General features: G+C 42.4%; 13 protein-coding genes and 1 pseudogene. 7 read left to right on the top strand and 7 right to left on the bottom strand.

The window, feature by feature from the left end; all coding sequences use genetic code 11:
- Window positions 1–6: 6 nt before the first annotated feature.
- The 5 genes from BSHG_RS15430 to BSHG_RS15450 are packed head-to-tail and all read left to right on the top strand — an operon-like array spanning window position 7 to window position 7,667.
- A complete protein-coding gene (locus BSHG_RS15430) occupies window positions 7–2,877 on the top strand; it encodes an FAD-binding and (Fe-S)-binding domain-containing protein (RefSeq protein ID WP_008658206.1) in 2,871 nt (956 codons plus the stop codon).
- 8 nt (window positions 2,878–2,885) lie between these two features.
- Window positions 2,886–4,049 carry an acyltransferase family protein gene (locus BSHG_RS15435; protein ID WP_008658204.1) on the top strand — a complete coding sequence of 388 codons (1,164 nt, stop codon included), beginning with the start codon at window positions 2,886–2,888 and terminating at the stop codon, window positions 4,047–4,049.
- Window positions 4,046–4,882 (top strand): BadF/BadG/BcrA/BcrD ATPase family protein, encoded by an 837-nt coding sequence (locus tag BSHG_RS15440; RefSeq protein WP_005784230.1) that lies wholly within the window; start codon window positions 4,046–4,048, stop codon window positions 4,880–4,882. Before BSHG_RS15435 ends, BSHG_RS15440 begins: the two co-directional genes overlap by 4 nt.
- A 23-nt stretch (window positions 4,883–4,905) precedes the next feature.
- A complete protein-coding gene (murQ, locus tag BSHG_RS15445) occupies window positions 4,906–5,751 on the top strand; it encodes an N-acetylmuramic acid 6-phosphate etherase (protein ID WP_005801650.1) in 846 nt (281 codons plus the stop codon).
- 32 nt (window positions 5,752–5,783) lie between these two features.
- The gene (locus tag BSHG_RS15450) at window positions 5,784–7,667 is read left to right on the top strand and encodes a serine hydrolase (RefSeq protein ID WP_008658198.1); all 1,884 of its coding nucleotides are present in this window, start codon (window positions 5,784–5,786) and stop codon (window positions 7,665–7,667) included.
- Window positions 7,668–7,678: 11 nt separating this feature from the next.
- Here BSHG_RS15450 and BSHG_RS15455 read toward each other — a convergent pair whose 3' ends face one another.
- Genes BSHG_RS15455 through nrfH form a run of 6 tightly spaced genes read right to left on the bottom strand, consistent with a single transcriptional unit; the run spans window position 7,679 to window position 13,835 of the window.
- Entirely contained in the window at window positions 7,679–8,365 is a 687-nt protein-coding gene (locus tag BSHG_RS15455; protein WP_008769271.1) for a Crp/Fnr family transcriptional regulator, read from the bottom strand.
- A 46-nt stretch (window positions 8,366–8,411) separates the two neighbouring features.
- Window positions 8,412–9,677: an alginate export family protein gene (locus tag BSHG_RS15460; RefSeq protein ID WP_008658195.1), complete on the bottom strand. Its 1,266-nt coding sequence runs from the start codon at window positions 9,675–9,677 to the stop codon at window positions 8,412–8,414.
- Between the two features lie 32 nt (window positions 9,678–9,709).
- Window positions 9,710–10,501, bottom strand: a complete 792-nt coding sequence (locus BSHG_RS15465) for a cytochrome c biogenesis protein (protein WP_005784220.1) — start codon at window positions 10,499–10,501, stop codon at window positions 9,710–9,712.
- Window positions 10,498–11,739 (bottom strand): cytochrome c biogenesis protein ResB, encoded by a 1,242-nt coding sequence (locus tag BSHG_RS15470; RefSeq protein WP_008658191.1) that lies wholly within the window; start codon window positions 11,737–11,739, stop codon window positions 10,498–10,500. Before BSHG_RS15470 ends, BSHG_RS15465 begins: the two co-directional genes overlap by 4 nt.
- Window positions 11,740–11,742: 3 nt before the next feature.
- The gene (gene nrfA, locus BSHG_RS15475) at window positions 11,743–13,224 is read right to left on the bottom strand and encodes an ammonia-forming cytochrome c nitrite reductase (RefSeq protein WP_005796615.1); all 1,482 of its coding nucleotides are present in this window, start codon (window positions 13,222–13,224) and stop codon (window positions 11,743–11,745) included.
- Window positions 13,225–13,247: 23 nt separating this feature from the next.
- Window positions 13,248–13,835 (bottom strand): cytochrome c nitrite reductase small subunit, encoded by a 588-nt coding sequence (gene nrfH, locus BSHG_RS15480; protein ID WP_008658188.1) that lies wholly within the window; start codon window positions 13,833–13,835, stop codon window positions 13,248–13,250.
- 309 nt (window positions 13,836–14,144) lie between these two features.
- Between nrfH and BSHG_RS22975 the strand changes: the two are divergent.
- Window positions 14,145–14,249, top strand: a pseudogene (locus tag BSHG_RS22975) (IS1595 family transposase); the annotation flags it as partial.
- Between the two features lie 448 nt (window positions 14,250–14,697).
- Here BSHG_RS22975 and BSHG_RS15490 read toward each other — a convergent pair.
- Window positions 14,698–18,735 (bottom strand): two-component regulator propeller domain-containing protein, encoded by a 4,038-nt coding sequence (locus BSHG_RS15490; protein ID WP_008658184.1) that lies wholly within the window; start codon window positions 18,733–18,735, stop codon window positions 14,698–14,700.
- A 600-nt stretch (window positions 18,736–19,335) separates the two neighbouring features.
- On the opposite strand from BSHG_RS15490, the gene BSHG_RS15495 reads away from it, so the two are divergent.
- Window positions 19,336–22,431, top strand: a complete 3,096-nt coding sequence (locus BSHG_RS15495; RefSeq protein ID WP_224223331.1) for a SusC/RagA family TonB-linked outer membrane protein — start codon at window positions 19,336–19,338, stop codon at window positions 22,429–22,431.
- The last annotated feature ends 4 nt before the right edge of the window (window positions 22,432–22,435 follow it).

Raw genomic sequence — 22,435 nt, 5'->3', positions numbered from 1 at the left:
GAAACAATGAAAATGGAAAGAAACTACAGTGCGTTCTTGCAAGATATCGGACGATTTATCCCGCGAGACAGATTATTTACTGACGAACTCCATCGTTTGGCGTGGGGGACAGATGCCGGTTTCTATCGACTGATTCCTCAAATCGTAATTCATTCAATCAATGATGACGAAGTAATAGAAATCATCTATCTAGCCGACCGGTACAATATACCGGTTACTTTCCGTGCAGCAGGAACCAGTCTTTCGGGTCAAGCCATTAGTGACTCTGTTCTGATTATAGCCGGAAAAGGTTGGGAAAACTACGAGCTTTCACCCGACCACGAAAAAATCTATCTGGAGCCCGGCATTGTCGGACAGCGAGTAAACGAGATTTTAGCACCTTACGGACGTAAATTTGCCCCGGACCCGGCTTCTATAAAAAGTGCCATGGTAGGTGGAATCGTGATGAACAATGCTTCGGGTATGAACTGTGGAACACATGCCAACAGTGATAAAATGTTGCTATCTGTACATATCATATTTCCTGACGGATATTATCTCAATACAGATAGTCAGGAGTCACGTGAGAATTTTAAAGAAGATTATCCCGAATTCCTCCAGCGCATCTGCGAACTCCGTGACCAGATACGCAGTAACGAGAAGCTTAGCGCACGCATCCGCCACAAATATTCAATCAAGAACGTAACAGGCCTGAATATTCTCCCGTTCCTCGTATACGACGATCCTTTCGACATTATCGCTCACCTGATGGTAGGTTCAGAAGGTACACTGGCTTTCCTTGCCGGTGTAACCATGAAAACAGAGTATGACTATCCGTATAAAGCCAGTGCCATGCTCTACTTCAGCGATATCAAAGAGGCATGCCGTGCAGTGGTAGCTATGAAAAGACTCGTCAACGCAAATGGAGAATGGATTGTAAAAGGTGCGGAATTACTCGACTGGAAATCCTTGGCTTCAGTCAATGATCCGACAGGAGAAGGGTTGACCGCTGTCCTGACCGAGACCAAAGCATGTACACAGGAAGAACTCAATCAGAATATCGCCATCATCGAGGAGGCATTAAAAGCATTCGATACATATATTCCGGTCCATTTTACGGATCAACCCGAAGAATATTCAAAATACTGGGCAATTCGGGCAGGTATTTTTCCATCTGTAGGTGGAACACGCCCTTCAGGAACGACTTGCCTGATCGAGGACGTTGCTTTTCATATCGAGGATCTTCCTGAAGCAACCGCCGAACTGCAACAGCTCATCGCCCGCCACGGATACGATGATGCCTGCATTTACGGTCATGCCCTGGAAGGCAATTACCATTTTATCATCAATCAGTCATTCAGCAGTGAGGCTGAGGTAAAACGGTACGAAGCCCTGATGAATGATGTAATAGATTTGGTAGTAGGCAAATATGATGGTTCACTAAAAGCCGAACACGGCACAGGAAGAAATATGGCTCCATTTGTAGAATACGAATGGGGAGAAGAGGCCTACGCAATAATGAAAGAAGTAAAACAACTCTTCGACCCCAAAGGATTATTTAATCCAGGAGTTATCTTCAATGATGATCCTCAATGCCATATCAAGCACTTCAAACCCCTCTCTCCATTGACAATAGGACAAGATACCCAAGTAACCCGACAGATAGACCGGTGCATCGAATGTGGGTTCTGTGAAGTAAACTGCCTGTCATGCGGATTTACACTCTCCTCACGGCAGCGTATCGTTATTCAAAGAGAGATCTCACGCTTGAAGAAAAGCGGTGAGAATCCCCAATTACTGGAAACGTTATCTGAGCTATACCGGTATTCTGGTAACCGGACTTGTGCCGGCGACGGTTTATGTGCTATGTCTTGTCCGATGGGCATCAATACCGGTGACCTGACCCACATCCTGCGTCAGGCTGAGTTTCCTCCCGGAAGTACCGGTTACAGAGCCGGTAAGTTTGCTGCCAATCATTTTGCAGGAATCAAAAGTACTTTGCGCCCAGTATTATCACTTGCCAATGCGGCACATAGTTTACTGGGTACATCAACAATGACCTCCATTACCCGGAAAATGCACAGTGCGTGGGGACTCCCACAATGGACACCGGCCATGCCCAAAAGCTATAAAATACGGAAAAACGATCAGACTCCGGCAATGAATAACAAGGTAGTCTACTTTCCCAGTTGCATCAATCAAACGATGGGGCTGGCAAAAGATTCTCCTGTAGATCAACCTTTGGTAAAACAAATGCTCTCCCTGCTTCAAAAAGCCGGATACGAGGTCATCTTCCCTCCTAAAAAGGAAAAACTCTGTTGCGGAACCATTTGGGAAAGCAAAGGTATGCTGGATATCGCCGACAGTAAATCGACCGAACTGGAAGCCTCTTTATGGGAAGCCAGCGAACAGGGACGTTATCCGGTGCTTTGTGACCAAAGTCCTTGCTTACACCGCATGCGTGCCACTATCCAAAAGATAAAGTTATATGAACCGGCAGAATTCATTTATACTTTCTTGCGAGACAAACTGGAATTTACCCCAACCGACCGACCGATTGCCATACACATCACATGTTCCATGCGCAAAATGGGATTGGCGAATATACTAATCTCACTCGCAAAGCTTTGCTCAACCCAAGTATTCATTCCGGAAGAGGTCGGTTGTTGTGGTTTTGCCGGAGACAAAGGATTCACGCAGCCGGAACTCAACACTTATGCTTTACGCAAGCTGCGTCCGCAATTGACGAAAGCCGGTATCGGTATCGGTTACTCAAATAGTCGTACCTGTGAAATCGGCCTCGCCACCAATACCGGTATCCCCTATGTATCGATTGCATATCTGGTCGATCAGTGTACCCGGCCTATAAAACAAGAAAATAACTTAACACTTAAATAAAAAACACAATGAATCAAACAGTCAACAAACGCCTACTCGCTCTTGATGTATTGCGAGGCATCACTATCGCAGGTATGATTATGGTCAACAACCCCGGCAGCTGGAGTTATGTATATGCTCCCCTTGGGCATGCGGCATGGATCGGCTTAACCCCAACCGATCTGGTATTTCCTTTCTTTATGTTTATCATGGGTATCTCTACCTACATCTCATTAAGAAAGTATAACTTTGAGTTCAGCCACTCGGCCGCTTTGAAAATCCTTAAAAGAACCATCGTAATCTTTGCCATTGGTTTAGGAATCGCATGGTTCTCCATGTTTTGCCGTACCTGGAATTCACTCTCCGGTGAAGATATTTCATTCTTCTCCCGTCTGTATGAGTCGGTCTGGACTTTCGGCCACATCCGCATTCTGGGTGTCATGCAGCGATTGGCGCTTTGCTACGGTGCAACAGCCATCATCGCTCTAATTATGAAGCACAAATATATCCCCTATCTGATTGCCATCCTGTTGATCGGCTATTTCATCATCCTGATCAACGGAAACGGATTCGAATACAACAGCAGTAACATCCTATCAATAGTAGACCATACCGTATTGGGTGAAGCACATATGTACAAGGATAATGGCATTGATCCGGAAGGTCTGTTAAGTACCATCCCTTCTATCGCACACGTACTGATAGGTTTCTGTGTGGGTAAACTCCTGATGGAAGTAAAAGATATCCATGAAAAGATAGAGCGTCTGTTCCTCATTGGCACTATTCTCACTTTCGCCGGATTCCTGCTTAGCTACGGTTGTCCCATCAGCAAGAAGATATGGTCACCTACTTTCGCTATCGTCACCTGTGGGTTGGCATCCAGTTTCCTGGCATTACTTGTATGGATCATCGATGTGAGAGGCTATACACGCTGGAGCCGTTTCTTCGAATCATTCGGTGTCAACCCCTTATTTATTTATGTGATGGGAGCCGTTCTCTCCATTCTCCTGGGCAGCATACTGATACCTTATGACGGAGGTAGCATCAGCCTACACGGATTCGTGTACAACGCAATTCTTCAACCCGTGCTTGGAGACTATCCCGGTTCTCTGGCATTCGCAATCTTGTTCGTAGGGCTGAACTGGTGTATCGGATATATTCTGTATAAGAAAAAAATATATATAAAAATATGATATTAATAGCAGACAGTGGTTCTACCAAGACCGATTGGTGTGTGGTAGAACATGGACAGTTGATCCAACAGATTTTTACGAAAGGTACCAATCCTTTCTTTCAGTCTGAAGAAGAAATCAGTAATGAAATAGCAACTGCACTGATTCCTCAGTTAAAGACAAACAAGTTCGAGGCTGTTCATTTTTACGGAGCCGGTTGTGCTTTCCCCGACAAAATAGAGACAATGCGCAAAGCCATAGCCTCGCATCTGCAAGTTAGTGGAGAAATCGAGGTTAGTACGGATATGCTCGCTGCTGCCAGAAGTTTGTGCGGTCATCAACCGGGTATTGCCTGTATCATGGGTACAGGATCGAATTCATGTTATTACGATGGTAAAAACATTGTCACCAATGTATCTCCTCTAGGATTTATACTGGGCGATGAAGGCAGTGGTGCGGTATTGGGCAAACTGCTGGTAGGCGACATCCTTAAAAACCAGATGACTCCGGGACTTAAAGAAAAATTTCTGGAACAGTTCAATCTGACCCCCGCCGAAATCATCGACCGGGTGTATCGTAAACCATTCCCTAACCGTTTCCTTGCAAGTTTCTCCCCATTTTTGGTTCAACACCTTGACGAACCGGTCATACGTGAATTGGTCCTTAACAGCTTCAAGAAATTCCTGAAGCGCAACGTGATGCAGTACGATTACCAGCACGCCCCGGTTCATTTCATCGGTTCTGTAGCATTCTATTACAGAGAGTTACTTTCCGAAGCATGTAAAATAATGGGAGTACACTTAGGAACCATTATCCAAAGTCCGATGGAAGGATTGATTAAGTTTCACGAGTAAAAATATGAATAAAGAACAAAAACATGAATAGTAATATAGAAAAATCAGATAAACCCTCCTTCATCAAAATCTCTGAGCAGCCCTCACTTTACGACGATCTTGAAAAGAAGTCGGTCCGCGAAATACTGGAAGACATCAATAAGGAAGACCAGAAAGTAGCTATTGCCGTACAGAAAGCAATTCCTCAAATAGAGAAACTAGTCACACAAATAGTTCCCCGAATGAAACAGGGGGGACGCATTTTCTATATGGGAGCCGGCACCAGCGGACGCCTCGGAGTACTCGACGCTTCAGAAATCCCACCTACCTTCGGTATGCCCCCCACATTAATTATTGGCCTGATAGCAGGCGGTGATACTGCTTTACGCAATCCGGTAGAAAACGCCGAAGATAATACGATCCGGGGCTGGGAAGAACTGACAGAACATAACATCAATGACAAAGATACGGTTATCGGTATTGCAGCCTCAGGCACCACCCCTTACGTAATCGGAGCTATGCATGCAGCCCGCGAGCATGGTATCCTGACCGGCTGCATCACCAGTAACCCGAACTCTCCAATGGCAGCAGAGGCCGATATCCCCATCGAAATGATCGTGGGTCCCGAATATGTAACGGGTAGTTCACGTATGAAATCGGGAACGGGACAAAAGATGATCCTGAATATGATCACAACCTCGGTAATGATTCAATTAGGACGCGTGAAAGGTAACAAAATGGTCAACATGCAGCTCAGCAACCGGAAGCTCGTAGACCGTGGTACTCGTATGATTATTGAAGAACTCGGACTTGAATATGATAAAGCAAAAGCCTTGTTGCTGATGCACGGTTCCGTGAAAAAAGCAATAGATGCTTATAAAGCCGGATAACCGAATCACTCTAACCCACAATACCATTGAGCATGGAAAACAAAATCAACTTTTCTCCTCCCTCAACAAGAGAGGGGAAAGGTGTGAGGTTTTTACTCACTACCTTTTCAATATTGCTTTGTAGCCTGCAAGCTGTGGCACAATCTCTGCCACGTGTAGCTCCCGAACAAGTGGGCATGGACTCTCATCGCCTGTTACATGCCGATGAAGCTATTCACCGGGCAATCGATCACAAAGAAATACCGGGAGCCGTACTCGCTGTCATCCGTCATGGCAAAATGGCTTATCTCAAGGCTTATGGCAACAAACGAATCTATCCCAATGTAGAGCCGATGGAAATAAACACTGTTTTCGACATGGCTTCCTGCAGTAAATCTATGTCAACAGCTGTTTCGGTTATGATTCTGGTTGAACGAGGACAACTTCGTTTGCTCGATCGTGTCAGCTTTTACCTCCCCGACTTCCAGGAATGGCGGGGAGAAAACGGGGAGAAGAAGGATATTCGTATCATAGACCTTATGACACATACTTCAGGTCTCCCTCCTTATGCACCGGTATCCGAACTGCAGGAAAAATATGGTTCTCCCAACCCCAAAGGACTGATGGAGTATATTTCCACTTGCAAACGTGAATTTAAACCTCAGACGAAATTTCAGTATAGTTGCCTTAATTACATCACTTTGCAACATATCATCGAAACCATTACCGGGCAAAGCTTGCGAGACTTTGCAAAAGAAAATATCTTCGATATACTGGGAATGCAATACACGGATTATCTGCCTACCATACAACAGCAGGACGGAAAGTGGATCAATACGGTGGCCTGTCCCTGGATGGACCGGATTGCACCTACCGAAAAACAAAAAGACGGAAGCGTACTCTGCGGGCAAGTACACGATCCATTGGCACGTATCCTGAACGGAGGGATCTCCGGCAATGCAGGTATCTTCTCTAATGCAAATGACATTGGCATCCTCGCAGCCGCTCTTCTCAACGGAGGCGAATACAATGGTCGCCGCATCCTCAGCCCGCTGGGAGTAAAAACCATGTGTACAGTTCCCCGTGAGCTAACCGCATTTGGCCGTACTCCGGGGTGGGATATTTTCTCTCCTTATGCCTCAAACAAGGGTGATCTTTTCAGTCCGAATACCTTTGGCCATACAGGATATACAGGAACTTCCATCATCATCGATCCGGACAACGACACGGCCGTCATTCTGCTGGTTAACGCTGTTCATCCGGAAGACCGGCATAGCATAGTCCGTCTCCGTTCGTTGGTAGCCAATGCAGTAGCCGCCTCTATCTGTCCTCCCGCACAGGTATATACAGATCATTATTACAAACGCTTCCTGCAATTTGAAACAGAAACACCCATCAGCCCCAAAGATATTGTGATGGTGGGCAACAGTCTCACGGAAAACGGTGGGAATTGGAGCAAGCGCCTAAATAAAAAAAACATAAGAAATCGGGGGATCATCGGTGACGAAGCATTGGGAATCTGTCAACGTCTTTTTCAGATCTTACCGGGGACTCCTCAAAAACTTTTCCTAATGGCCGGAATCAACGATGTGTCACACGACCTGAGCACCGATAGTGTAGTCAGTTTGATAACCAAAGTCATTGAGAAAATCCAAACCGAATCACCACGCACCAAACTCTATATACAGAGTCTTCTGCCTATCAACGAATCGTTCGGACGATATAAAACGATGACCGGGAAAACTGACCTGATACCCGAAATTAACCGCAAACTTGAAGCACTTGCCAAAGAAAAGAAAATACCTTTTATCCACCTCTTTCCATTATTTACGGAGAAAAACAGCAACGTGATGCGAAAAGAACTGACTACGGACGGATTACACCTGACAGAAGAGGGGTATAGAATCTGGAGTAAAGCACTGAAACGGTATCTGTAGCAGATACCGTTTCAGATATATTCTTTGAGTGCCGCCATATCTTCCAACGTCACTACTTTCTTATTGATCGAAATCAGCCCCTCTTTCATCATCTTATTTATCTCCTTCGAGAGTGCCGGACGCGTCACTCCCAGATATTCTGCCAATTGAACCTGATTGTGCTCCAGCAAGGCTGTATCCGGAGAAATCTTATGCTCCATAAAATAATAGACCAAACGGCTGCGCAGCATCTTATAAGACAGGATGCGCAGACGGGTAACCGTACATTTGTTGCAATTACCCGTCACACACAAGAAGCGATGCAACAAATCGGGTACAGAACTAATCAATTTAAAAACGGAAGTACGGGTAGCCATCAACAATACAGAATCTTCACTGGCAGTAAACGTAGCAGGTAAAAGATTCTTATCACCAAACAAATGAGGAGTGGCAAAAGCACGGGGAGCACGAATATCTTCTACTTTTACCAGGTTTCCCGCCACATCGACAATATTAACCTCCAGTTCCCCTTTCAGTAGCACATATAAATGATTGCAATAGGTATCCTGCTTCAATACGATCTCTTTTCTGGCAACCTCGTACACCGAAAGTTCCAGCTCTTGTGGCAGCCGACGTTGCAAACTGTTATCCATATCCTTAAACAAAGATATCTGCCACAAAATCTTTTGATATTCGTCTGTAAACTCTACTTTTACCACGATGCTTGTCTTTTGAGCAAAGATAGCATTTTCTCCCGTACCAATCTTACCACTTAGTAAATAAAATGCGTGGATTGATATTCAGTGTCAACCAGCCCCAGTCTTGCCAACTTTTATGGTTGCCTCCCTTTACTATATCCATATACTTAGTTCCAAGCATAGTAGAATAACCGGCAGTCAGTTTTACGTCTTTCATCAAAGTATAATCTACCTGCATATCCAATTCCGACCCCAGGCAGCGTCCTTCCTTACCATCTGTGGCCATAACGTCATATGTAGTAGAGAAGTGATGATAATTCAACGAGAAACTCAATTTCTTAGTCGGTTTAAAGTCTACGCTCAAAATCTTATCCCATAACCCCTTATTGTAAGCCGATGCATAGAAATAGTCCATACCTCCGTAAAATTTATGATGCGTTCCATATAACGGGTCAAAAGTACTCACTTTTTTACTATCGGGATCGCCGCTAAGATAGTCCGTACCTAGGCTTACGCTCCACTTCGGATCAATTTTATAACCGGCTTTCAGGCTAAACATATAAGCAGATACTTTCTTGTCAGCCTTATTCTTTCCGAACTGATAATAAGCGCTGCCATTGAACAGCCACGCTCCGGGCGTGTATACCAAATAAGTGCCCATTGTCTGCATATTGGCTGTTTTACCATTTCCCTCCGTACCCGTTTCAAATCCGGTATTCATAAAAAGCAGCGAAACAGTGAAATCTTTAGCCCAATGACCGTTATACCAAACCGTTTGCATCGTTTTATAAGGTTGCGCTCCGGAAGCATAATAAGTGCCTCCGTATGAACGGTTTTCATCATTCTGATTGAAAGCCAATATCAAATGCAACTTATGCAATTTACTTTCATATCCCAATTTTAATGCATCGTGAAATCGCCCGGCCACATTCCAGTCCAGTCCGCCAAGCAGACGCTCATCATCATACGACAACGGTTGCCTTCCCAACTGCGCAAATAATCCTTTTGAGAAGTCAAGGCGAGCCCACGCTTCATGCAAAATAAACCTTCCATTCTTATCAATCTGAGGATCCTGCCCCCACACTCCTACGTGCTGTGCAGAAAGTCTCATCTGTAACCTGTCACGCTGATACCCCAAAGAAAGCCGGGCACGCTCGTTAACAAAGAAAGTGGGGCCTTCTCCTTCCGGACGAGGATTCAATACTCCATTACGGTATTCACCACGGGTACGTATCTGTGCATCAATTGTAAACAGATTCTCTTTCTGTTGCTGTGCAAAGACAGACAGTGGGGCTAAAAGCACAACTGTCCAAAATAGATTTGTGATTCTCATAACTCGGTTCTAAATTAGTAGTTAACGATTTATCAATTCAGATTATACGTATGTACGCTGGTCCCCTGTGCCGATGGCAGATAATTAATGCCATACCAGCACATCTGTAGTAATACGAAGCAAATGAGAAGTCCGACAAGCGCCGTACGCACTTTTTGCCTCCGGTTCATCCGAAAATGTATATAGCAAAGGTAACCGAGCCACGTAGCAGCTGCCCACGTTTCTTTGGGATCCCAACTCCAATAGTGTCCCCAAGCTTCTTTTGCCCACAATGCACCAAACAACATTCCCAGCGTCATAAATGCCAGTCCCACATTGACCAGATTGTCACACAGTTCCATCTCACGTTCTTCCGGAGTTTTCTTTTTGATCCAAAGCAGATAAACAGCCATGACAGCCGCCGCTCCCAACATAGCGTAAGCAAACATATAAACAATAACATGCGGTGCAAACCAAGGACTCTGCAGAGCAGGCATTAAAGTTTTATTGTGTATCTCAGGCTTAAACAGATTGATACAGACGAACACCAGCGAAAGAATAAAACTGAAACTCAAAATCCATTTATATCGCCAGCGGCTATACGTTATGATACCTGCCAAAGGTAAAAAGAAAGAGTACCACAAACGGGTTTCACCCATCGTACGCATCGGAGGCCGTTCCAGAGAGATCCACATCCCGAGAATGAAGGCAAAAAAGACAGCCAATCCCGCTAATGTAGCCGTATAGACCATCCATTGCCGCTTTCCTCTCCAGGCGGCAACCGCACCGATTACCCAGCATAAAAGTGCTACAATGGCAAAAATCACAAATTGATCCCAACTCATGTGTTGTCCTCCTTTCTTTTCTGTGACAAGGCAAACAGGCAGACAGCTCCCGCTATCATCATCCAGATACCGGTATAAACGACCGGCAACCATGGATCACGAACCAGTTCGAATACGCTGATATCACTCCAACGCCCTTTCGACTCGTCATAACTCAATTGATATATTTTCCACCCTTCCAACTCAAAAGGTTTATTCACCTCAATCGTAGCCGAATCACGGCGTCCCGATTCCGTATAAACCTTGACTTCGGATGCAAAACGACGGGGTTCACGTTCCGGCATCACCAGACTGGTCTGATCGTCAAGCCGGATAGCTTTATAAGGAAACATAAAACTCCCGCAACTCACCCATCCTTCACGCTGCTGTCCTGTCTTATTATTCACAGCTTTCAGATAAACAGCATAAGTAGCCCCCATTGAATGAAATTCTACAAAATTCAACGTATCCTGAGTCACTACACTGGCAGCCAGAGGTATTTTCTTCTCGATACCAATTTCCCAATCAAGCAATCGTCCGGTATGAAAATTATCTTCAATCAACAGGTTTTCCGGTTTCTTTGACGGTAATGCCTCACCTGTTTCATTATTTATCAGCATCAACTTCGGGGGGTATTCATCAATCGTAAAGTCCTGGAGTTCTATTGCCAGAGGTAACTCCCGCATTTTCTGGTTCTCGTCCAACGCGCGCCATTCTGCCTGTCCTGTTTTTGTAGTCATCCGCAAACGCTCCATATCGGCATTGCCCAAGATAGCACCGGTCAGTGCAAGGAACAGTCCCAAGTGATTCAATACAAAAGGAAAATCACACCAGCGGAAATGGTGTATCCTCCGAATTGTGGTCAGTCCCAACAAAGTGATCATCCAAAGGAACAACAGCACAAACGAACATGCCGACAACATCTGCGAAAACCCCAGCCAGCTCTCAGCACCTAACAGAGGTACATCGGACTTCACTTGGCGAATCAGCCCCATCACTACAGTCAGCATCGCGACTGATACCATAGATGAAACGGCAGCCTGGCAGCTTCCCATCCACCGGATGAAATAACTCTTTTGCGAAAAGGCGTAGATCAGTAACAAGATAACAAGATACAATACTCCCACGCACACATTCATAGGGTATGAAAGAATGGAAAGCTCACATTTTCCTATCGTTATTTGCAGGAAAGTGCCTGTAAGAAAGAGCCCGCCACAGATAGCGAACCCCTCTTTATATCCCCAAGGTTTCTGCCACATAGTCTACAGTTTAGCCAGACGACCGTTGGCCCTCGCTTTCTCCAACCACTCAGGTACTATTGTTTTCAGGAATTTGTCTTTCGCCTTACGCTCCTTCTCCATATCCAGACCGATGTATTCCTGTGCTTTTTCCTTTGTCGAAATATCAGGCATCGGAACGTCAGCCGTGTAGCCGTGCTGAGCCAGTACTTTCGAAATAGCCAACCGGGCCTGCAAAGCCTTGTCAAGCCCATGCCCCAGAATACGTTGTATCTCTTGCGGAGCATGGAATGCGCCTCCATGCGAAGCTACTCCGAAATCCCATCTCCACTGAGCCTGGCGAATCAACTTTAACGCCTCTGCCATTTGGACATCTGTCGCACCCTTGTCCCATGCAAATTTAGCCTCAATATGTGCCTTAGCCAATTCCTGCTCCAAACGGCCGCGAATTTCGTTCGCTTTACGCTGGCGATCATATACATTATTTCTTAAAGTCTCTTCACTCTCCCTATGACACACCTGGCAAGTCCGGTCGATCATAGCCAACGGACTTTGAATATGGTGATCGCTGAACTTCATGCCTCCCTCACTTTTGTAGGGCATATGACAATCGGCACACGATACTCCGCGTTGGGCATGAATCCCCATCTGAGAAATTTCATAATCCGGATGCTGCGCTTTCAGTATACGGGCTTTGCTCAACGCATGTGTATAATCAGCGAAGTCGGCCTCATCATAGTAGGCTTCCATATCTTCTACCGAGAATCCCTTATCCCAAGGGAAAGTCAGATATTTACCATCCCCCTTAAAATAGTACTCTACATGACATTGCGCACATACCAGCGAACGCATCTCCTGTGGAGTCGCTTTGTCTATATCTTTTCCCTGGCGGGCAAAAGCCTCCCGTAAAGCCGGACGGCTGATATGCAATTTCATATTTGTCGGTTCATGACAGTCTGCACAACCTATCGGATTGACAATCTCACTGCCGAAAGCTCCCCACTTGTTGTTATAAAACGAGTCCACTCCAATCGCCTCCATCATGCGAGGCACATCCGGACTCTTACAAGTCCAGCAGGTAGAAGGCTGCGGACCACTTTTATCATCCATCGGCGCACCGGTACGAAGTGAATGAGTAATGTCCTCAATGGCATGCATGTGCCCCCGTGGAGTCGAGTAATCCTTTGAAAATGCATATCCGGCCCATAGCACCACCATCTCAGGGCGCTGTTCAAGCACATCTACCGCTTCATTGCCATTAAACTCGCTTTTGAAATCGGTTTTTGCCGTTTCTTTCCACGTCTCGTACTGCCGGGGATAATTTTCTCCAAACACTTCGTTCCGGGCTTCTATTCCGGTAATCTCCACCCGTTTGTTATTGAAAACACTTACCGTTTCCGCCCTGCGCTCCATCAGTGAAGAGACTACAAGCCCGAGTACAAAAACGACTGCCATCGCTCCGCAGAACAACAGCCATCCCTGCCATGATTTCAGTTTCTTTTCCATAATTTGTTGTCTTGATTTTTTATTTATTCTATCATCTTTCTCAACCACTCCGGTGTGGGAGAATCCGGATAAGGTACTAATGCGTCAGGAGTGGAGGCAGCACTGTTGCTTCCGCCATGCGGTACGTCCCGATGACAGTCCCAACAAGCTTTCCCTTCACCTACCTGAGACATCATATAATCTATTCGTCCCGTATTTACAAATTCCGTATTCAGTTGTGTATGGCAACGAATGCAATTGTTCATAATCACCTCCGCACTCTCTTTATTGGCCCGAAGCACATCCTTCTCGCCCCGTGTCAGAAATACAGCAACGTGACGCATGCCATCCATTCCCTTGAACACCCATTTTTTCACAGGATTTTCGTGGGGAACATGACAGTCATTGCACGTAGCATTCCTGCTATGCGAACTATGGAACCAGGTTGCATAATAAGGTCCCATGATGTGACAGTTGACACAGGCCGAAGGATCATCGGTCAGATAGGTATGTGCCCGAAGCATATAAAGAAAAAAAGCTCCTCCACCTACAACCATCCCTAAAAATATGATTGCAAGTACTTTCCATTTATGGGAAGGAAGTAACCACTGGATATATTCTCTTATTTTCATAGTATACACGCTATGTTTTATGCAAAGAAAAGGATTTTCATTTATAAAAGATGTAATCCAGATTACATTTGCCAAAGAAAACAACATATTAAATAGGTAAAAAAGAAACTCTTAAATTACTTTTGTTCACTTAATCCAAGCTGAGTCCATAGACTAATAACCTTCGTCTCTCTCTTTATTATAATAAATGATTATCCGTATTCTGTCCGTTAAAAATTTAACATTACGCAGATGAAATTTTACGTCCATACACCTCTGCATTCTTCTGGTTTTTAATATATTTACACTACAAATTCAAATTGAGCCATTATGAATATCTTGAATTCCATGCAACAATTCCCAGATGAAGTGTCTTGTGTCGCTTATCTGAAGGGACAGAAGGAACAATCTGGTATCGCCTATAAGCGTTGTGGCTATAACAAGGCACAGGAGGTGATAAAATCAGAGTTTGATGATTGGCACTCTACCAAATTTATCATTGCATTGCGGGTACATTACCGTAACATCGAAGATCATCTGGCTGGTATAGATTACCAGTCACTTTTTGAGAGCATAACCCAATCTGTACTCATCATGTTTTTCCCCCGAATGATGTGACGCATATCTCCTTTGTCCGAAGATGGATATTTGTAAAAGGATGAACTCTTCATGCGGAGTTGTTCATGACAAAATGGGATGTGGTGTCCGTTTAGGTAACATGCTTATTTTAGCCTTCTCAATTATGATCCACAGAACTCTAACGAACAGTATACTATAAAAACAGAATCACTATAGCACAACTATAAAAGACTATAGTAATTCGAATAAATATAGGTGTTTTATCGGGAGCTTATGTTCTTTGTCGATTATGAAAATGATTTTACTACTGGATATTGTTTTGTGACTCTTTGATATACTTTGATGGAGAAATGTTAAACTGCTTGATAAAACATTTTCTGAACGTATCATAGTCATTGTATCCCACCATTTCGGCGATCTCTTGTACCGAGTATTTTTTTAATAATAGAAGTGAGGCGGCTTTACTGATACGTACGTTTCGTATCAACTCTATAATAGACTGTTGGCTGTTCTCTTTGATTCTTCTATATAGAGTGGGTTGACTCATATTCAAAGAACTGGCAAGGTACTTCACGTTAAATGATTCATTTGTCAGGTTAGCCTCTATAATGTTGATAACTTGTTGCATGAATTGGTTATGGGGATCCTGTTCTTCTTCAGCTAAAGGAACTTTTAATGTCAATAGTTTGGAGTATATCTTTTTTAATTGTTTTCTCTGTGATATTAAATTGTCGACTTTGGCTTTGAGAATTTCAGAATTGAACGGTTTTGTTAGGTAATCGTCTATGCCGATGTGGGTTGCATGAATGATGTCGATATCTTCTGCTTTGGCTGTTAAGAAAATGATAGGGATATGGGCGGTACTTAAGTTGGATCGTATTTCCTGACTAAATTCAAATCCGTCTTTGATAGGCATCATAATGTCTGAGATGATGAGACTCGGTAGAATTTCTTTAGCTATTTTTATGCCTTCTTCTCCATTTGAAGCTTGGTAAATACGGTATTTGTCATCCAATAAGCTAGTAATATAATTGTTTATATCTTCATTGTCTTCAACAACAAGTACGGACAAAGTAGTCATTGAAACACTTTTCTTAGGTGTCGGTGGTATTATTGTCTTGTACGTGGTAGGAACGCTCGGACGAGTATCTGTTTCAGATTCATCATTTATAAAATGTGTGTTACCTTCTGGGATGTATAAAATAAATTTGCTACCTTCATTTTCTTTACTGTCCAGACACACCATTCCATGGTGGAGGGATATCGTATGTTTGACAATATAGAGTCCGATCCCAACTGCTGTAGATAAGTTCGGCTTATTATTTCCAGTGGTGAATGGCTCAAATATATGTTCTTGATCCTGTAGAGAAATACCAGCACCGTTGTCAGACACTTGTATGGCGCAATATGCCTTTTCGTCTTTTTCTTCATGATAAACCGATAACATAATTGTTCCTTGTTCCGGAGTATACTTAAATGCATTTGACAGCAAATTTCGGATGGCAGATTCTATTTTGTTTTCATCGATGTATAGTGTGGTCTGTTCATAACATAAATTTAAGCTAAAGTGAATATTTTGCGTTTGAGCCAATTCTTGAAATGGAGTAGCGGTTCTTTTTATTAACTCTAGGATATTTACCTCTGCCAATTTAAGCTTAACCATTTGTGCACCTATTTTTTGGACTTGAAGCAGATGGCTTACCAATGTATGCAATGATTGTGCGCTTTTGTAGATAAGTACCAATTTTGCATAAATAGCTTCTGCTGGCTTTATATTCTGTATGACTTCGGTTAAAGGAGCAAGAATCAGAGTCAGTGGCGTTCTTAATTCATGAGCGACCTGGGTAAAAAAAGTCTCTTTTTCTATTTTACTTTTTTGTTCTTGTTCTCGCATCATATTGGCAACAAACAGTTCATGTTGTAAGTGAATCATATGTTCTTTCCTTTGCTGTTGTTTCTTGAATTTCCGAATAAAGTAATAAGCTATGGCAATACAGAAAAGAAGGATAGAAGAGCGGAATATCCATGTTTCAGACCAGTGTGGAAGTATTACTATTTGTAGAGCCGTTATTTTATCGGAGCTCTTTTCGTTTATGCTTTTTACCTGAAACGTATAAATTCCCGACGATAAATTGGCATACGAAATTCTTTCCTTGTCACTACATGCTATCCATTGGGTCTGATAAGGGTAGAGACGATAATTGTATTCTAGTCTGTTGTTGGAGTAAGCCAAATTGGTGAAAGATAAAGAAAAATTTCGGTTGGTATGTGACAAGGTTATTTGGTCGGTATACGTTATTGCCTCTTTTAAAATTACTTGCCCATTGATGGCTTTTCCTATTTTGACAGGCTGGTTATCTACTTCTATATTGGTAATGAAAACGGGACTTTTACAGAATGCATCCAGTGTGGCTATCGCTTGTTGGGGAGAAAAATATACCAGATGCTTACTTCCTCCCCAGAAGATAAAGTCTTTAAATAGTGAAACAGATTTATTACTTTTCGAGATGTCATAATTATAATAAAGTTGTTGAAACGGATCATAACGTGTAATTCCCGAATTACTTCCGATCCAAATATTCCCATATTGGTCTTCGACAAAACAATTGATCCAGTTACTGCTCAATCCTTCGTTTGTCGTAAGAAACTGGTTTGATGCGTGTTGATTTGGTTGAATGATCCCTAACCCATTCTTAAATCCTACATATATTTGCCCATCTGTGGCTACCAGTATAGCTTGTGCCGTATTGGTAGCAGTGATAAATTCATATTTTTGTATATCCCATTTAGTTTCTTTTTTGCGGATTTTTACGACTCCAAGACTAGTTGCAACCCAAATATTCCCGTCCTTGTCTTCGTCTATATCGAGTATCTGATTGATGGTTTGGTTCAGCGGAACTAATTCTGTAGCATAGGTATCCTGATTAAATAATAGTAGCCCTTCACCTGTGCCGACCCAGAATCGGCCTTGTGAATCAAATAGTAAACTATAGATAGGTGTATGTGTCTTTAAAGGGTGAATAGTATATGTATCGTTAGAGGTATTATAACAAAGTAATCTACCATTTTTATTGCCGAACCATAGCAAGCCGTTTTTGTCTCTTACGGCACAAAAATAAGTTGGTTCTAATTGAGGAATAGGTATAGTGACGAATTGGAGTGTAGAATCTGACGGACAGAATGATTTTGTGCTGCGCATGATGCCCTTATGATAGGTCGCCAAATAAATTCTATCAGATGAATCTGTGATAATACTATTGGTTTCGTTATCACAATTCTGTTGGTATCTCTTTATGATGTCCCATCTTCTGTCGGAGATAATGATACCACCGCCATGTGTCCCTATCCATAATATTCCGTTAGGATCGAAATAAGAGGATATCATCCGTGTTTCTATATCCTGAGTATCCCATGCAGGCATGTGGGTATATATGTCCGTAGTCCAAGTTTTAGGATTCTTAGAGCTTGTATGTATGGTCGTATATCCATACCAAGTGACTGCCAGATACAGATCGTGGGAAATGGCGGTAATATTATAAACGTCATTGTGTGACAATATCTTCGCGTTTGGCTGATTTACTAAATTGTCTATTTGTTGTAAGGATGGATCGCAAATGAAAATCCCGTATACCATGGAGCTTATCCAAACTTTTCCGTTTTGGTAAGACATAGAGGATGCGCCGAATTCGGCCTTTAAGATAGGAAGCTGCGCGTAGTTCACAATTTTTTTTGAATTGGTGTCGAATTGAAAAATACGACCGTGATTGGTGACGAGATAAAGGGCTTTTCTATTCTCAGACAGACATAGCTTCATGAATCTTTCAGAGTCCTCGAGTGGAAAAGTGTGGATGTATTGTATTTGTATATCTTTTTTTTCTCTTTTTAAGATCGTCTTTAATTTAAGTAAGGAGCGTTTGTCGCAAGCCCAAAGAGATGAATCGGTTGATAATGTGAAATCCGTAATCTGGCAATGTTGATCTTTAATAGAAGGATGGAATTGGACAAAACTTTCATTCCGGCAATTAAAATAGGTCAACCAATCGTTTGTTAACAGATACAAATCTTCTGCTTGTGATTTTTCTATTTTAGTGACCGGAATAGAAAACTTGTTTCCAATGGTATAGTTCTTGAATTGATAATTATCATACTTGCTTAGGCCGTTGTTGGTGCCAAACCACATGAAGCCTTTTTTATCTTTATAGATGCAGTATATCGTATTGTCTGCCAGCCCGTCTGATGTTGTTAACGTATGGAAATTAGTGTTAATAGGATTAATAGCAAATAAATTATTGGCTATTATGAAAATGAGTATAAGTGGTAATTGTGTTTTGATGACTTTCATTATCATATAGTATATATATCGTACTTCTATATTAAGGTATAACTTATTTAGGTATTAGCAAAGTTAGAAATTTTAATGATTGACACTTTATTTTTGATACTTTTTTTATTCTCCTCTCCTAAAATAGGGATGAAAATTTAGGAATAGGACAGTTTACGTAACTCTTTCTTTTCTGATACTTAATATATTTAAAACTATACTTAAAAAATCGGTGAAATGTGACTTTAATTCCATAAAAAGACTGTTTTTGATTAAAAAACATGGAATAGATGATTGAAATACATGATATTCAAACATGATATTTAATCTAAGTTTGCAACTGATATTCAAATAATGGCATGTCGGATAATAGTTTGAATCGTCAGAACTAGGATTTGGATAAGCTAAGCTACACTTCCTATTGTGATATAACACTTAATTATTAATTTCAAAAAGTTAGCCTATGGAAGAAAAGATGCATTTTTAAGTGATTTTTAATTGAAAAATAATAACCTAATATTATGAAGCAAAATGTTAAAAATTTATTGTAATCTACTATTTAAATCCTTTTCTAAATATATTTTTAGAGGATTTTTGTGCACAGCGGTCTTGTCATTGCCTATGGCAGACCTTGAAGCAAAAAATGAGATAAAGAACGAGGTGGCCGATTTGCAAACAACACAGCAATCGCGCAAGGTATCTGGTGTGGTATTAGACACAAATAATCAGCCACTCGTAGGTGCAACTATTTTGCAAAAGGGCACTAGTAACGGAGTTATCACAAACTTAGAAGGAAGATTTACCATAGATCTCAATGGAAATGCTCCAGTATTGGAGATTTCCTATTTGGGATATGTGACGGAGACTGTTAAGGTAGGAAGCCGGAATACAATCAAAGTAATTTTAAATGAAGCTGCGGAACAGATTGATGAAGTCGTTGTGGTTGGATATGGAAAAAGTTCAGTGAAAAGATTGACGAGTGCCATTTCTACCGTTAAAGGCGATAAATTAACCAATTTACCTAATACGAACCTTATCAGTTCGTTGGAAGGACGTGCTTCCGGAGTATTTATCCAAAGTGCCGGTGGAGAGCCCGGTGCATTGCCTACTATCTCTATCCGTGGTGGCGGCGATCCTTTGTATGTCATTGACGGGATTCCTAGCTCAAAAGCCGAGTTTAGTGTATTGTCTCCCAGTGATATTGAGTCTTTTTCTATTTTGAAAGATGCAGCAGCTTCTGCTGTATACGGTGCCCGAGCCGGTAACGGTATCGTTATGGTGACTACAAAGAAAGGATCGGACGGTAAAGTCAAGATCACTTATAACGGATCGTATGCCATGAGTAGCCCTACAGAGTCCATTGATTTTCTGGAGAACTGGGAAGTAGCTGAGGCTTGGGATAGGGCTGCCATATACAGGGGGAATAAACCTTCGTACATGAAGTTGGACAATGATGGAAGTTTGTATTGGCCCGTGGGGCGTTTAGACTCTATAAAAAACGGGATTTTTAATACTACCACCGGTAATACAGATTGGAATGAATTGCTCTTTCGTAAATTTGCTCCTTCACAAACGCATAATGTTTCAATCAATGGCGGTAACAAAACTACTCATTATTATATGTCGGCCCGTTACTATACGTTGGGAGGTATTTATAATACGAATATTTCTAAAAACGATCGTTTAAACGTGAGAATGCACGTTGACCATTATTTTGAAGGTATAGGTTTGAGACTGGATGGAGATGTTTCATTTAGCCAAAATAAGGTGAAATATCCTCCTCATGGGTTGTATACCATCTGGACACATGTGGCGCGGTTAAATGCTTTAGGCCGTTGTTTTAATGTTGATGGCAACCCTACCGGCGGACAGGAAAACCCTTATGTAGAGATAGATCCGAGTGCCGGCTATAGAAAGACTGACACCCGCTATAGCAATTATAATTTGGCAGTTACATGGGATGTGCCTAAAGTGAAAGGATTATCGGTAGGCGCATTGGTACGCTATAATTTGTACGACAACTATGGTAAGGATTGGTACGCAAACGAATCCGGTGTAGGACCAGTATGGGACTGGAATAATGACCCCATCGATTTGGGAAAACCGCGTTTAAGTGAAAAGGTTGACCGGTCGAATGAAATCACAACGGAATTCAGGATTGATTATAACCGCACTTTTGCCGAAGCACATACCATAGGAGCAACAGCCGTATTTAATTCATGGCAGTATGACAGTAATAACTTGGGGGCATCTCGTAAGGAATATGAGACAGGCGTTATCGAGCAAATCAATGGTGGTCCCAGTTCTACTGCCGAAAACTCCGGTACTGCCAATGAACATGGTCGTATGGGATTGGTAGGACGCGTAAAATATGATTATAAGATGCGTTATTTGTTGGGATTCAGTTTCCGTTATGATGGATCAGACAAGTTTCCTAAAAACAAACGTTGGGGATTTTTCCCATCCATTGAAGCCGGATGGAATGTGGATAAAGAACCGTTCATGACTCCTATTCTGGAACAAGGTTGGTTAGATGGATTTAAATTACGCTTCTCTTGGGGTAAGATAGGATTGGACAATGTTGATGACTTCGCATATTTGGCCGTATATAAAAAGGGACATGACTTCTATGAGGGAAATTTGTGGAACTCTACGCTCTATGAAGGTGGATTAGTGAGCCAGGACTTAACGTGGTATACTCGTAATACGATCAACATTGGTGTAGATGCTGAGTTTTTCAAACGCCGGCTGACCTTGGGATTTGATTATTTTTATTATCGTACGACAGGTTATCTGGCCAGTCCTCAAGATCAATACACGACTCCTTTGGGTACCGGGCTTCCTAAAATTAAGACAAATTCGGCACATCGTCGAGCCGGTTATGAGTTGAACATGAACTGGAGTGACAAGATTGGGCGTGACTTCTCCTACAACGTAGGATTTAACCTTTCCCAGTATGATGAACTTTGGGAAAAGAAGTATGATGAGATAGAAGCCGACTTGAAGAACCCATTGCGCCGTTTGACTCACCAAAAGTCTTATTTTGACTTGCTCTACGTATCGAACGGATTGTATCAAAACATGGATGAAATTCTGAATAATCCGCGTCCAACAGCTTCCAGTCAGCTCAGAGCTGGTGATATCGCTTATAAAGACATGAATGGTGATGGTAAAATCGACAGTAACGATCAGGTTAGAGAGGGATCTCCGCGTTTTCCGCATACTACTTATGGCATTTCGTTAGGAGCGAGCTATAAAGGATTTTCATTGGATGTATTGTTCCAAGGTACAGGAGCACGAGATATGTTGCTGGAATCCTTCAACCGGAAGTTTAATTCCAATCAGATCGGTTTGGTGGGGAGTAATCAATTTTGGTATCCGGGCAATAACGGGGAAATACTCTATCCGCGTTATACAGACAATGCACAAGAAAATGGAGGCAACAATAATCTGAACTCGACTTATTGGTTGCTCGATGCTTCTTATTTTCGTTTGAAGAACTTGAAAATAGGCTATGACTTAAAATATAGTCTATTGAAAAAGCTGGATTTTCTTTCACAATTTGAAATCTACGTCAGTGGAAATAACTTATTGACTTTCTCACCGACCAAGAAATATCATATTGATCCGGAAGATGGTAGAGATGATGATGCTATGGGACAAGTAGGATATCCGGTACAGAAAATCATTCAATTTGGTATTAACTTAACTTTCTAATGCG

This window comes from Bacteroides sp. 3_2_5 (assembly GCF_000159855.2).
Taxonomy (GTDB): Bacteria; Bacteroidota; Bacteroidia; order Bacteroidales; family Bacteroidaceae; genus Bacteroides; species Bacteroides fragilis.
This window is presented reverse-complemented; position numbering and strand designations above follow the sequence as displayed.

Coding starts and splice junctions, on each gene's coding strand:
- BSHG_RS15430 (WP_008658206.1), top strand. CDS start 7: ATGAAAATGGAAAGAAACTACAGTGCGTTCTTGCAAGATATCGGACGA.
- BSHG_RS15435 (WP_008658204.1), top strand. CDS start 2,886: ATGAATCAAACAGTCAACAAACGCCTACTCGCTCTTGATGTATTGCGA.
- BSHG_RS15440 (WP_005784230.1), top strand. CDS start 4,046: ATGATATTAATAGCAGACAGTGGTTCTACCAAGACCGATTGGTGTGTG.
- murQ (WP_005801650.1), top strand. CDS start 4,906: ATGAATAGTAATATAGAAAAATCAGATAAACCCTCCTTCATCAAAATC.
- BSHG_RS15450 (WP_008658198.1), top strand. CDS start 5,784: ATGGAAAACAAAATCAACTTTTCTCCTCCCTCAACAAGAGAGGGGAAA.
- BSHG_RS15460 (WP_008658195.1), bottom strand. CDS start 9,677: ATGAGAATCACAAATCTATTTTGGACAGTTGTGCTTTTAGCCCCACTG.
- BSHG_RS15465 (WP_005784220.1), bottom strand. CDS start 10,501: ATGAGTTGGGATCAATTTGTGATTTTTGCCATTGTAGCACTTTTATGC.
- BSHG_RS15470 (WP_008658191.1), bottom strand. CDS start 11,739: ATGTGGCAGAAACCTTGGGGATATAAAGAGGGGTTCGCTATCTGTGGC.
- nrfA (WP_005796615.1), bottom strand. CDS start 13,224: ATGGAAAAGAAACTGAAATCATGGCAGGGATGGCTGTTGTTCTGCGGA.
- nrfH (WP_008658188.1), bottom strand. CDS start 13,835: ATGAAAATAAGAGAATATATCCAGTGGTTACTTCCTTCCCATAAATGG.
- BSHG_RS15490 (WP_008658184.1), bottom strand. CDS start 18,735: ATGAAAGTCATCAAAACACAATTACCACTTATACTCATTTTCATAATA.
- BSHG_RS15495 (WP_224223331.1), top strand. CDS start 19,336: ATGGCAGACCTTGAAGCAAAAAATGAGATAAAGAACGAGGTGGCCGAT.